Below are 12,315 nucleotides of genomic sequence, written 5' to 3'. Positions count from 1 at the left end.
ATAAGAATCTGAAACTACTATGCCCAATTGGTATTTAGCGCCATAAAGCCCCGATAAGCACGGGTTTTATCGGCCTTTATATACCTGATTTTACCTAATATTCGTAAAATCATGCCTCAGAACGGCTCCTGGAGTATGCGCCTTCTTGTGATTTATGACACTATCTCCTTCAGTAAGTATTTAAATAGAAGCTTTTATTAAAAGCTCGGACCAGGTTATTTTCGCTTACGATCTAACGGCCATAGGCTTTAGTTTTTTAAATGCTGCCTTCAAAAGGATGTGGCAGAAAACACAGCGCAGTGTCCGGAATAATCCGCAATCCCTATTAAAACTCCTTAAGTTTACGCCCTGCAACGGCGAAATAACAGTTAACCTGGAACAAAAACCCGACAATGTTTTAATAACTGTAGCCGATACGGGCATTGGCATACCGGCCAAGTACCACGATACGCTATTGAATAAATTTACCCGGGCCCGCCGGCCCCGATATACAAGGGGAGCCGTCCGTTGGTTTAGGCACGCCGATTATTATAACTATTGTGGAATGGCACCAGGGCAAAATGTGGTTTACGCGTGAGGAGAATACCGGAACAACGTTTTAAATCAAAATCCTGCTTCAGCAATAAGGCTGGTTCACGTTTTTCCTAAATTTTTTATATCTAACTCCAATAGGCGTTTATTCAAATCTACTTTACATTTTAAAAACTTATGCCGATCGTCCGCGGACATATCTTTATTAATAATCTCGTTTAAATAAGCGAGATATTCCTTTACTTGTTGCCGGTTAAGGGTATGAAAATCTACCTGGCTAAATATATAATCTAAGAGTCCACTCTTCATAAATACCCGCTATAATAAAGAAATTACGAACTTTATACGCCACAGATGCTAGTAATATAGTTTTTCCGTATTTATCTCAAAGGCTGGGGTACTTCAAAATAATTTGTTTTTAAAATAACATCCTGATTTTTAAGATGTTACATAAACAGAGCAAAATTATTTTCAGGAAAATCAGTAAAAGTACCGCGTAATTGTACCTATTTTTAATTTTTTGAAAAACCAGGTTAGAAAATTACCGGTAAAATTTTTACCCGAGAGGAATTATTATTCCGGCATTTTTAAAAACGTACGCACCGCATTCACGTAAGCAGAACCAAATTCTTATAAATAAAACTATGGAAACCGCCCAAAATCAGTATAATATTAAAGAGCTTCTGAAAAACCCAAATGCGTTAATGGAAGCTTTTAAGAACCCGAGTAAATTTGGTTTAGATTTTTACAAATCGCTTTCTACGCGTAACAAGCAATACCTGGCTTTTGCCGGAGCAGCCGGCTTGGTGGTATATGGCGTAATTCTGGGTAGGCAAAAGTAATTTACCAGATTAAAATACAGAAGGGCGGCCATTATGCTAGCCCTTCTGTATTTTATCAAATGCCTGGTACCGAAAAACATTATGGCGCTCAAAGTAAAATTCTTTTAAGCACCGGCTTCTTAAAAGTTAATTCTAATAAGAACTAAGGCCGGTAAAGGGAACCCGCAGGAAGAAAATTTAAAAAATCTCTAGCAAGAGGTTCCATGTTCGTAATACCTGGGAGCGGGGTCTTTAGGCAATATTATGATTGAAAAATGTAATCAGCGGTACGTATTTAAAGTTCTGTTTTAAAATGAAGTATTGGAACGCTGGTTTTTATGGTTTGATTTTTTCTGAAATTGATTAAATGGGCCTAGCAATAAACTGATATACAACGCTTTGTAGTGTTAACGCAAAAGCTTTAATAGAGCAATTGAGCAGCTTGAAAACCTAAATATTTAAAAAATAATCTTTGTTAAACTTTAATAAAAGATTAAAATGAAGGCAAACAATTATAATGGCTTTTTGCTTTTAAAATCTATTTTGGCGGGTAAAAGCTTGCATTTTTATCTTTAACCAGATAGACTGAAGCCAGTTATTTTAGCTCACTTTTCAAGCTTACCAAAAATTCCCGAATTTTCTCTAAAGATTTGACAATTTCCATTTTGTCTTTGGTTTGTACCGACCGGTTTTTAAGTACTTCGCGGGCTCCTTGAATGGTATAACCGCGTTCTTTTACTAAATGGTAAACCATGCGTAAATTCTCGATATCGGCTTTGGAAAAAAGACGATTGCCTTTCTTGCTTTTTTTAGGCTTTAACACCTCAAACTCAGATTCCCAAAAACGAATGAGGGAAGGCGCCACTTGAAACATCGCGGCTACTTCGCCGATACTATGGTACTGTTTCTCTATTTCTTTTTCCTTAAAAGGCATAATCTCGGTTAGTTAATCGCGGGCCACCTTTTCTATTTTGTTCTGCTTACCGAAGTCTAGCTGGTTATTCCTCGAATTAGCTGCACTTTATTAAAAAATCAGTAGCAGATTACGAGGAGGATAAAATAAGAATAAGGTTACCGAATAATTTTAAAAAATACTACTTTTGCCCAATCCCGTTCTACGGACTAAGTTCGGTTCGGTTCTTATTAGCGAATTTGAATTATTTTTTGCTGATAAACAACCTGATCAAATCTTAAACCTGCATTAATACTTAAAGAATATAAATGAATTCTTCGGAGATCAGACAAAAGTTTCTTGATTTTTTTGCTTCTAAAAACCATCATGTTGTTCCGTCGGCCCCCATTGTGGTGAAAGATGATCCTACACTCATGTTCACGAACGCCGGCATGAACCAGTTTAAAGATTATTTTTTAGGCAATAAACAAGCACCCTGGCCCCGCGTAACCGATACGCAGAAATGTTTGCGCGTTTCGGGTAAACACAACGACCTGGAAGAAGTAGGATACGATACCTACCACCACACCATGTTCGAGATGCTGGGCAACTGGTCGTTTGGCGATTATTTTAAAAAAGATGCTTTACCCTGGGCCTGGGAACTGCTCACCGAAGTATATAGCTTGCCGAAAGAACGCCTGTACGTGAGCGTGTTTGGCGGCGACGAAAAAGACGGCTTACCCGAAGACAGTGAAGCTTTTAAAATCTGGAAGAAAATATTAGGCGGCGAAGACCGCATTTTGTTTGGTTCTAAGAAAGACAACTTCTGGGAAATGGGCGATACCGGTCCTTGTGGCCCGAGTTCCGAAATTCACATTGATTTGCGCCGCCCCGAAGAAGTAGCCCAAATTCCCGGCAAGGCACTCGTAAACAACGACCACCCGCAAGTAGTAGAAATCTGGAACAACGTATTCATCGAATTTAACCGGTTGGCCGATGGCTCATTGGTAAAACTGCCTGCGCAACACGTAGATACGGGCATGGGCTTCGAGCGTTTGTGCATGGCCATCCAAGGCAAACAATCCAATTACGATACCGATGTTTTTCAGCCGCTTATTCAATTTGTGGCCGAACAAGCCGACGTAATCTACGGTGAAAACGAGAAAACCGATATTGCTATCCGGGTACTTTCGGATCATATCCGGGCTATTGCCTTTGCCATTGCCGATGGGCAGCTACCATCGAACAATAAAGCCGGTTACGTGATCCGGCGTATTTTACGCCGGGCGGTACGGTACGCCTTTACTTTTTTAAATTTTAAGAAGCCTTTCCTCTACCAGATGGTGCCGGTGCTGGCCGACCAGTTAGCGAATGTGTTTCCAGAGTTAAAAGCCCAGCAAGCGTTTGTGCAGCGCGTGATTGAAGAAGAAGAACTGGCTTTTCTGCGCACGCTGGAAAATGGGTTGAAACGCTTAGATGCTTTAAACGAATCCTTTGTGGCTAACCAGAACCGCATTGACGGAAAAACCGCTTTTGAACTGTATGATACCTTTGGTTTTCCGGCTGATTTAACGGCTTTAATTGCCAAAGAAAAAGGCTTTACCGTAGACGAAGCTGGTTTTGAGGCCGAAATGTTGGCGCAGAAAACCCGCTCCCGCAACGCCGCCCAAACCGAACAAGGCGATTGGGTTTTGGTGAGCGAAGATGTGCCCACCGAGTTTATTGGCTACGATGCGGTATCTACGGAAGCGCGTCTGGTAAAATACCGCCAAGTTAAAGCGAAGAATAAGACAGAATACCAGTTAGTGCTCGACCGCACGCCTTTCTACGCCGAAAGTGGCGGCCAGGTAGGCGATAGTGGTTTCCTGGAATCAGACTTGAGTAAAGTAAAAGTGCTGGATACCAAAAAAGAAAACGATTTAATTATTCATATCACCACTGATTTACCACTGAATTTAGAAGCGCCTTTGCTGGCCCGGATTGACGAAGAACGCCGGCGTTTAATTCAAAAAAATCACTCCGCTACGCACTTATTACACGCCGCTTTGCGAGAAGTATTAGGCAGCCACGTGGCCCAAAAAGGATCTTTGGTGAATGAGAAATTACTGCGTTTCGACTTTTCGCACTTTACCAAAGTTACCGACGATCAGTTGCGTGACATTGAATCTATCGTAAACCAACACGTCCGTCAAAGCATTGCGCTGGACGAAAAACGCAACGTTCCGATCGCTGAAGCTAAACAACTCGGCGCTACGGCTTTGTTCGGCGAAAAATACGGGGAGTTTGTGCGGGTGATTACATTTGATAAAGATTATTCCGTGGAGCTTTGCGGAGGAACCCACGTGCCCAACACCGGCGAAATTGGTATATTAAAAATAATTTCGGAAAGTTCGGTGGCTGCCGGAGTTCGCCGCATTGAGGCTTACACTGCCGGTTATGCCCAGGATTATATCAACCAGCAACTTGCTCAGCTAGACGCAGTAAAAGAAGCTTTAGGTGTTCAAACCAATTTAGCGGCTGCTATTGAAAAGTTAACGACTGAAAATAACACTTTAAGAAAGCAGCTGGAACAATTTGAATTAAAGCAACTTACCGTTTTAAAAGATTTTCTATTGACTAAAGTTCAGGAAATAAACGGCGTTAAACTCATTGCCGAAAAAGTAGAGGTGAGCTCAGCGGATTATTTAAAAAAATTAGCCTTTGATAGTCGAAATGCTTTACCCGAAAACTTATGCCTGATATTAGCCGCTGAAATTGACCACAAACCCCAGCTCGCGGTCATGTTGTCGGATAATTTGGTATCGGACCGAAAAATGAACGCAATTAGTTTGGTGAAAGAATTGGCGAAAGAAATAAAAGGCGGCGGCGGTGGTCAACCGTTTTACGCTACCGCCGGCGGCAAAGACATTGCCGGATTAAGCGCAATACCAGTTAAAGCGGCAGAGCTTCTTAAGGCGCAATTGCAAAACTAAGCTAGTTCAACGAAGTGTTCAGTGGCTCTTGGTTCCAACTACAACCGGTGTCATTCAAAAGGAAACTATTGAGCTACCCCGCCATAAGTTTCCTTTTGATGATCATTGAAATCCGGTAAGATACTAAGTTAAGGGAATTGAATAAGAGTTCTAATTGTTGTAAATAGCTTTTGAACAAAAGAAAAGGCCTGCTAAATTTTTGATACGAGCTCTGTTGCCAATTAGCTTGCCGCTGAATGACAAGCGAGTGGATCGTAGTAGTTGTACCAGCTCATTAGAAAGCAGTTTAAATAATTAGGTGGTCCCAAAATTTATCTACTTAAAAGAACACAGTTAAATTTTTAAAAAAAGGCATTAATCCAAACAATCCTGATACTGGTGTTTTGATACCAGTATCCAACAAAACAAATGGAAGAGAATATTCGAGATAAATACCAGCCGATCATTGGTTTGGAAGTACACGCGCAATTGCTGACGGAAAGTAAAATGTTTGCTTCTGATTCTACGGAGTACGGCACTTTGCCCAATACCAATATCAGCGTGATTACTTTGGGGCACCCGGGTACTTTGCCGCGGGCCAATGCCAAAGCCGTGGATTATGCTATAAAAATGGGTTTGGCTACCAATTGCCAGATTACCCGCCAGAATATTTTCGCCCGTAAAAATTACTTTTACCCCGATTTACCGAAAGGCTACCAGATAACCCAGGATAAAACCCCAATCTGTCGGGAAGGGTTTGTTTGGATTCAAACCAGCCTAGGCGAAAAGCGCGTGGGCATTACCCGCATTCACATGGAAGAAGACGCGGGCAAATCCATGCACTTAGCCGGCGAAACCGAATCGTTAATCGATTTAAACCGGGCCGGGGTTCCCCTCATCGAGATTGTATCGGAACCCGATATTCATACTTCCGAAGAAGCGTATAATTACCTGACTGAAATTAAAAAACTGGTGCGGTACCTGGATATCTGCGACGGCAACATGGAAGAAGGTTCGCTCCGCTGCGATGCCAACGTGTCGGTGATGTTGAAAGGCGCCAAGCAGTTCGGCACCAAGGTAGAGGTAAAAAACATGAACTCTTTCCGGAATGTGCAACGCGCCATTGAACACGAAATAGACCGGCAAATTGAAATGTTGGAACGCGGCGAAGTGATTGAGTCGGAAACGCGGGGTTTTGATGCGGTAACCGGCACTACCAGCGGACAACGCTCCAAAGAAACCATGAACGATTACCGGTATTTTCCGGAGCCGGATTTAACCCCGGTTATAGTTTCGGAAGAAATGCTGGCGGCTATTAAAGCCGAAATGCCGAGCTTGCCGCACGAGTTGTACGAACGTTTTACCCGCGACTACAAATTACCGGAATACGATGCCAACGTATTAACGGATCAAAAAGAAATTGCTTTGTACTTCGATCAATTGTGCCAGCATACTACCAATTACAAAGCCGCTTCCAATTGGATGATGGGTCCGGTGAAATCGTACATAAATGAGCTGGCCTTGCACATCAGTGATTTTCCGCTGCAACCGCCACAACTCGCCGAATTGATTAGTTTGGTAGATACCGGTAAAGTAAACCATACGGCGGCGAGCCGCACTATTTTCCCGGAGCTCATACAAAATCCGGCCAAATCGGCGTTAAGCATTGCAGAGGAACTCAACTTAATCCAGGAGTCTAATAGTGATCAGTTACAGGACTTTATCAACCAGGTTCTGACGGGTAATCCGAAAAAAGTAGCGGAATATAAAGCCGGTAAAACTGCCTTAGTGGGCATGTTTATGGGCGAAATTATGAAATTAACCAAAGGCAAAGCCGACCCAAAAGCCGTAAATAAATTGTTGCAGGAAAGCTTAGCCAAAGTGTAAGTTTTGTTTTTTACCAGGTTATAAATTTTAATGCCGACCAGTAAAAAATTTAAAAAAATTAGAGATGAAAAAAGTAGTGTTAGTGCTGGCTGTGCCGCTGGCCTTTTTAGGAGCTTGTAATAAAATAGGTTCTAAAAACGGGGTAGATAGTGGCAGCTATAAAATTTACGGCAAATTAAATAACCAAAGTTCGGGTAAAGTATATTTGAGCGAGCTAGGGGAGCAGCAATTTGTTTATAAAGATACGGCTACCGTGCTCAACGATGGTTCATTTACCTTCGAAGGTAAAGTGAATGAGCCCACCGTATACCGCATTTCTTTAACTGACCAGAACATGCTTTTATTAATGCTGGACAATAAAGAAATACAAGTAGAAGCCGATGCCAAAGATTTGCGGAAGACCTACGCCATTAAAGGATCGGAAGAAGCGCAGTTGTTTAAGCAACTCACCGATAAGCTAGATAAAATGCAGACGGCTGGCATGCAGTTGCAGCAACGTTCCACGAAGGCTAACGAATCCAATAACGAAGATTCTATTAAAGTTATCCAGGGAGCTTACATGAGCATGCAAAAAAGCAATGCCTCCATGATTAAGAGCTTTATCCGGCAGCACCAGAAAACCGCAGTTTCGGCTTTTGCTACCTTAAACTTGTTAAATCCGGAATCCGATTTAGCTTTTGCCGATAGCATGGCGACTTTGTTTAACAAAAACCTGCCCGAATCGCAGTACACCAAAGCATTAGTCAAAAAGCTGGAACCGCTTAAAACGCTGGCGGTGGGCAAAGCTGCCCCCGATATTACTTTGCCAACGCCCGATGGTAAATCGCTGTCCTTATCTTCCTTAAAAGGCAAATACGTGCTAGTAGACTTTTGGGCGTCGTGGTGCGGGCCTTGTCGTCAGGAAAACCCCAACGTGGTCCGGATGTATAATAAATACAAAGCCAAAGGGTTCGAGATTTTTGGGGTTTCGCTGGATAACTCCCGCGAAAAATGGCTGGGTGCCATCCAAAAAGATCAACTTACCTGGCCACACGTTTCGGATCTAAAAGGCTGGGAAAGTGCTGCCGCGCAACTGTATAACATACAGGCTATTCCGCAAACGGTATTGCTGGACCGGGAAGGTAAAATTATTGCCCGCAACTTACGCGGCCCCGAGTTGGAAGCGAAAGTAGCCGAATTGTTAAACTAAGCTAAAAAAATAAGGCTAATTGTTCCTGTTTTTTAATTTTTGAATATTCAAACGAAAAGACCATCTGGTGCTCCAAATGGTCTTTTAATTTTTGCTGAATTAAGTATTATTAATTTAAATATTTCTGAACTCCTTTTTACTTCAGAAACATTTGTTGTAAAGCGGCCCAGAGCTGCTTTTTTTTGTTTACGTCCAGCTCAATAGCTTCCAGTTCTTCCACTACCAACAAAGGAGTGCGGCCGATGCTAGCCGGTTTGTAGTAGCCCACCCGGGAATCGGCCGTCATATCCAGGATATTTTTACCGAACACGAGTAAATGGTTTACATTTATCTCTTTACTAAGTTCGTGAATGTTTACGGGTTTAACCTGTAAGGCATTTACGTAGCCCACGTCAGAAGGTGTATACCGGATTGCTCCTAATACTTTAATTAAAAATTCATTCTTCGGCAAAGCCCGAAAGGCTGCTTCCGGCAAGGACACCAGCAACACTAAACCTTTTTTATTTTCGCCCAGAACCGGGTATTTAGGAGTAAGAGCAATACTGCCCAAGCGATCTATTTCTTCCGGGCTAATTACTTCAGGAGCAACCAAGGGAGTAATTTGCGCCAATTCCAGTTCCGGTTCAGGTAAAATAAATAAATGCTCGGTATAAAGCTGTTGATAAAAAGCTAAAACTGATGGGTTAAATGCCATAACATTAAAAGTACGGGATAATGAACAATACCGGCAACTTGTAATCTGAAACTAATTTTATTCCGGTACTTTTTCATCCAGGTTAAAAATAGATTTTAATTCTTTGGCTTCGTGCGGTTTCATGCGGCCCGCCAAAACTAAGCGCAGCTGGCGGCGGCGCAAAGCACCCTCGTACAAACTAATTTCTTTATCTGTTTCGGGCAAAGCTTCCGGCACATCAATAGGGGAACCCGTTTGATCTAATGCCACAAAAGTAAGAAAAGCTTCGTTGCTTTTTGTTTTGGTTCCGGATGGAATATCTTCGGCCCACACATTTACGTGTACCTCCATGGAGGTATTAAAAGAACGGGTTACCTGGGCTTCCATGGTGATAACATTGCCTAATTTGATGCTTTGCTTAAAAGAAATATTATCCACGGAAGCCGTTACCACAATGCGGTTAGAATGTTTTTGGGCCGAAATGGCCGAAACAATATCTAACCAGTGCATCAGCCGACCGCCCATTAAATTATTCATGGTATTGGTATCATTGGGCAATACCAATTCCGTCATGGTAGTAAATGATTCTTTAACGCTCTTCTGTTTCCGGTTTGCCATACATACGATTTATGCCGCAAATATACCTAATTTTAACAAGTACCATTTACCCCTTGGCATTTACCATTTACCAAGTACCATTTAGCAGTTACCTACAATTATTATATTTAGAGATCAGAGAACGTATAACTCTTAATTCATAACTTGAAACTCATAACTCCAAAACCTTACTTATTCCAGCCTGATTTGCCCAATAGGGGCACAAATTTAAAATTATTAAATACTTCGCGGGTAAATTCATCGCTGGTTTCCCGCACGACGCGCACCATTTTCTGGCTTTGTTCATCGCCGACCGGAATAACTAAAGCCCCGCCTACTTTTAATTGCGCCAGTAAACTTTTGGGAATAACAGGTGCCCCCGCGGTTACCAGAATTTTATCGAAAGGAGCCTCCTGGGGCAAACCTTCCGAGCCGTCGCCGCAGAAAGTATGTGGGTTTAAGTTGTTTTTTTTAAAAAATTGCAATGCTTTCTGAAATAAAACCTGGTTGTATTCAATGGTATACACGTAGGGCGTTATCTCGAGCAAAATGCAACATTGGTAACCCGACCCCGTGCCAATTTCTAGAACCTTGTCGTGGGAGTTTAATTGTAATAATTCGGTTTGGTAAGCCACCGTATACGGCTGCGAAATGGTTTGGCCCTCCCCAATCGGAAAAGCTTTATCCTGATAGGCATGTTCCAGAAACATTTTTTCAAAGAAAAAATGCCGGGGCACTTTGGCAATGGCTTGTAAAACCCGCTCGTCTGTAATTCCTTTTTCTTTCAGGAGTTTTACCAGAACTTTGCGCATTCCTTTGTGCCGGTACGTATCTGTATGCATGCGTTAAAAATTAGTAAATAAATAATTCTTTTTCCGGTTAAGAAATTACCGTTAATTTTGAAAACAAGATTTTAAAAGGCACTTCTGCAGGTTTGGCTTTATTTCTTAAGCAATTAAACCGCGAAATTAGGAATCTGGTTAGATATAAAAAATGAGGTTAACGGTATTATCAAATTTTACCCTTGGCATCTGTGCTAGCTACCGCGTTGTAAGTGCCTTTCATTTACGGCTACCATTTTTTTAAAACGCTGTTTGTGCGTAAAGTAAACAAGATAACTTTTGTATTCACCGACTTCATAGCCGCTTTTTTGGCTTGGGTTCTGTTTTTTATTCTCCGCAAAATTATTCTGGAGGAAGGAGTGATTCATCTCCCGTGGTCCTTGCTGAGTAATGCCGCCATTATTGCTTCTTTCTGGACTTTATTGTACGCTTTAACGGGTCAGTACCGCGAAGTATTTCGCAAATCCCGGGTGAAGGAAATCTTAAACCTGGCGCAAATTTCGTTCGTTGGGGGTGTTATTATTTTTTTTGTATTACTCCTGGACGATGAAGGCGTTTATAATTACCAGGCTTATTATAAAACCATTGCCACCTATTTATTTGTTCATTTTTTTACCTCGGCTTTATGTAAAACCCTAGCCATTACCCACAACCAGAATTTAGTAAAACAAGGCAAAGTTTATTTTAATACCTTAATTATTGGCTCCAACAGCAATGCCCGGGATGTTTACAAAGAACTGGAAAAAAACAACCGCCACTTAGGCTTACAAATAAAAGGTTTTGTGCACGTGTTTGATTCTTTCGGCCATTTTTACGAAGACGAATTATGCAATTTGGGTCCTTACCGCGCTATTGCTGATTTAATTAAATTACACCAGATCGAAGAAGTAATTATTGCCATTGAACCACAGGAGCACGAAAAAATTACCGAAATTTTAAGTTTACTCGAAGGCGAAAATGTACGCATCAGCATATTGCCCGATGTTTACCAGATTTTACTGGGCTCCGTTAAGGTAAATCACTTATTCGGTACGCCGCTGATTGAAGTAAAACAAGACTTAATGCCGGTCTGGCAGGAAATCTTGAAACGAGCTGCGGACATTGCTGTTTCTTTATTTTTTATGCTTTTTTTCTGCTGGGTGTATTTTATAATTGCCTTATTGGTAAAATTATCGTCGCCGGGTAATATTATTTACCGCCAGGAACGCATTGGCAAGAGCGGCCGCCCTTTTTACATTTATAAGTTTCGGAGCATGTTTGCCGATGCCGAAACCAACGGCCCGGCCCTTTCTTCGGACCTGGACCCCCGCGTAACCCCTTGGGGCCGTTTTATGCGCAAAGTACGCCTCGACGAATTGCCGCAGTTTTATAATGTGCTGGTAGGAGAAATGTCGTTGGTGGGCCCGCGGCCGGAACGGCAATATTTTATCGACCAAATTGTACTGGCGGCTCCGCAATACAAACACTTATTGCGGGTGCGCCCCGGAATTACTTCGTTGGGTTTAGTAAAATTTGGCTATGCGCAAAACGTAGAGGAAATGGTAAAACGCTTAAAATACGACATCTTATACATCGAAAACATGTCGCTGGCCATGGATTTCCGGGTGCTGTTGTATACCATTAAAGTGATTGTGGAAGGCCGGGGGAAATAAATTGAAAGTTGCAGGTGACAAGTTGCAGGTTATGGATGAATTAGTAAGTTAATCAATGTGTTTATAATAATCTAGCTTTATAAGGTGTATTCTAAGATTACAAGTTCGTTTTATTAACAACATTATTTTATAAAGAGAATGATAGATTTATATTTCAAATAGATTAATTTCACTAATACTCTATGAGGAATAAAACACACGATCTCACTTTTAATGGATCATTGATATTGTTGGTCTGTAGTTTTATACAAGGCTTATCTAAATGGAATTGGAAAATATC

Annotated in this window: 11 protein-coding genes; 6 read left to right on the top strand and 5 right to left on the bottom strand. The window is 41.7% G+C overall.

What is annotated here, in order from left to right:
- The first annotated feature begins 277 nt into the window (after positions 1–277).
- Positions 278–577, top strand: coding sequence for an ATP-binding protein (locus AHMF7616_RS08695; protein ID WP_115372535.1), 300 nt, complete (start codon positions 278–280; stop codon positions 575–577).
- Positions 578–633: 56 nt separating this feature from the next.
- Here AHMF7616_RS08695 and AHMF7616_RS08690 read toward each other — a convergent pair whose 3' ends face one another.
- Positions 634–840 (bottom strand): hypothetical protein, encoded by a 207-nt coding sequence (locus AHMF7616_RS08690; RefSeq protein ID WP_115372534.1) that lies wholly within the window; start codon positions 838–840, stop codon positions 634–636.
- Positions 841–1,175: 335 nt separating this feature from the next.
- Between AHMF7616_RS08690 and AHMF7616_RS08685 the strand changes: the two genes are divergently transcribed.
- Positions 1,176–1,373, top strand: a complete 198-nt coding sequence (locus AHMF7616_RS08685; RefSeq protein WP_115372533.1) for a hypothetical protein — start codon at positions 1,176–1,178, stop codon at positions 1,371–1,373.
- A 574-nt stretch (positions 1,374–1,947) separates the two neighbouring features.
- Here the strand turns inward: AHMF7616_RS08685 and AHMF7616_RS08680 are convergent.
- The gene (locus tag AHMF7616_RS08680) at positions 1,948–2,286 is read right to left on the bottom strand and encodes a MerR family transcriptional regulator (protein ID WP_115372532.1); all 339 of its coding nucleotides are present in this window, start codon (positions 2,284–2,286) and stop codon (positions 1,948–1,950) included.
- Positions 2,287–2,573: 287 nt separating this feature from the next.
- Here AHMF7616_RS08680 and alaS point away from each other — a divergent pair, with 287 nt between their 5' ends.
- From alaS to AHMF7616_RS08665, 3 genes are all read left to right on the top strand, one after another.
- Entirely contained in the window at positions 2,574–5,216 is a 2,643-nt protein-coding gene (gene alaS / locus AHMF7616_RS08675; RefSeq protein ID WP_115372531.1) for an alanine--tRNA ligase, read from the top strand.
- 408 nt (positions 5,217–5,624) lie between these two features.
- A complete protein-coding gene (gatB, locus tag AHMF7616_RS08670) occupies positions 5,625–7,082 on the top strand; it encodes an Asp-tRNA(Asn)/Glu-tRNA(Gln) amidotransferase subunit GatB (protein WP_115372530.1) in 1,458 nt (485 codons plus the stop codon).
- 64 nt (positions 7,083–7,146) lie between these two features.
- A complete protein-coding gene (locus tag AHMF7616_RS08665) occupies positions 7,147–8,271 on the top strand; it encodes a TlpA disulfide reductase family protein (protein WP_115372529.1) in 1,125 nt (374 codons plus the stop codon).
- A gap of 136 nt (positions 8,272–8,407) precedes the next feature.
- Here AHMF7616_RS08665 and AHMF7616_RS08660 read toward each other — a convergent pair whose 3' ends face one another.
- The 3 genes from AHMF7616_RS08660 to AHMF7616_RS08650 form a co-directional block, all read right to left on the bottom strand.
- Positions 8,408–8,965 carry a hypothetical protein gene (locus AHMF7616_RS08660; RefSeq protein ID WP_115372528.1) on the bottom strand — a complete coding sequence of 186 codons (558 nt, stop codon included), beginning with the start codon at positions 8,963–8,965 and terminating at the stop codon, positions 8,408–8,410.
- Between the two features lie 57 nt (positions 8,966–9,022).
- Complete coding sequence (locus AHMF7616_RS08655; RefSeq protein ID WP_115372527.1) at positions 9,023–9,562, bottom strand: acyl-CoA thioesterase; 540 nt, start codon at positions 9,560–9,562, stop codon at positions 9,023–9,025.
- A 167-nt stretch (positions 9,563–9,729) separates the two neighbouring features.
- Complete coding sequence (locus tag AHMF7616_RS08650; protein ID WP_115372526.1) at positions 9,730–10,383, bottom strand: protein-L-isoaspartate(D-aspartate) O-methyltransferase; 654 nt, start codon at positions 10,381–10,383, stop codon at positions 9,730–9,732.
- A gap of 212 nt (positions 10,384–10,595) precedes the next feature.
- Here AHMF7616_RS08650 and AHMF7616_RS08645 point away from each other — a divergent pair, with 212 nt between their 5' ends.
- On the top strand, positions 10,596–12,035 hold the full coding sequence (locus AHMF7616_RS08645; RefSeq protein WP_233507414.1) for a sugar transferase: 1,440 nt from the start codon (positions 10,596–10,598) through the stop codon (positions 12,033–12,035).
- Positions 12,036–12,315: the final 280 nt, after the last annotated feature.

The organism is Adhaeribacter pallidiroseus (assembly GCF_003340495.1).
GTDB classification, from domain to species: domain Bacteria; phylum Bacteroidota; class Bacteroidia; order Cytophagales; family Hymenobacteraceae; genus Adhaeribacter; species Adhaeribacter pallidiroseus.
Note: the sequence above shows the minus strand (reverse complement) of the source record. Positions and strands in the feature narration are given on the sequence as shown.

Bases quoted from the DNA above. Each gene is read 5' to 3' on its own strand.
- AHMF7616_RS08695 (WP_115372535.1), top strand. From the start codon at position 278: ATGTGGCAGAAAACACAGCGCAGTGTCCGGAATAATCCGCAATCCCTA.
- AHMF7616_RS08690 (WP_115372534.1), bottom strand. From the start codon at position 840: ATGAAGAGTGGACTCTTAGATTATATATTTAGCCAGGTAGATTTTCAT.
- AHMF7616_RS08685 (WP_115372533.1), top strand. From the start codon at position 1,176: ATGGAAACCGCCCAAAATCAGTATAATATTAAAGAGCTTCTGAAAAAC.
- AHMF7616_RS08680 (WP_115372532.1), bottom strand. From the start codon at position 2,286: ATGCCTTTTAAGGAAAAAGAAATAGAGAAACAGTACCATAGTATCGGC.
- alaS (WP_115372531.1), top strand. From the start codon at position 2,574: ATGAATTCTTCGGAGATCAGACAAAAGTTTCTTGATTTTTTTGCTTCT.
- gatB (WP_115372530.1), top strand. From the start codon at position 5,625: ATGGAAGAGAATATTCGAGATAAATACCAGCCGATCATTGGTTTGGAA.
- AHMF7616_RS08665 (WP_115372529.1), top strand. From the start codon at position 7,147: ATGAAAAAAGTAGTGTTAGTGCTGGCTGTGCCGCTGGCCTTTTTAGGA.
- AHMF7616_RS08660 (WP_115372528.1), bottom strand. From the start codon at position 8,965: ATGGCATTTAACCCATCAGTTTTAGCTTTTTATCAACAGCTTTATACC.
- AHMF7616_RS08655 (WP_115372527.1), bottom strand. From the start codon at position 9,562: ATGGCAAACCGGAAACAGAAGAGCGTTAAAGAATCATTTACTACCATG.
- AHMF7616_RS08650 (WP_115372526.1), bottom strand. From the start codon at position 10,383: ATGCATACAGATACGTACCGGCACAAAGGAATGCGCAAAGTTCTGGTA.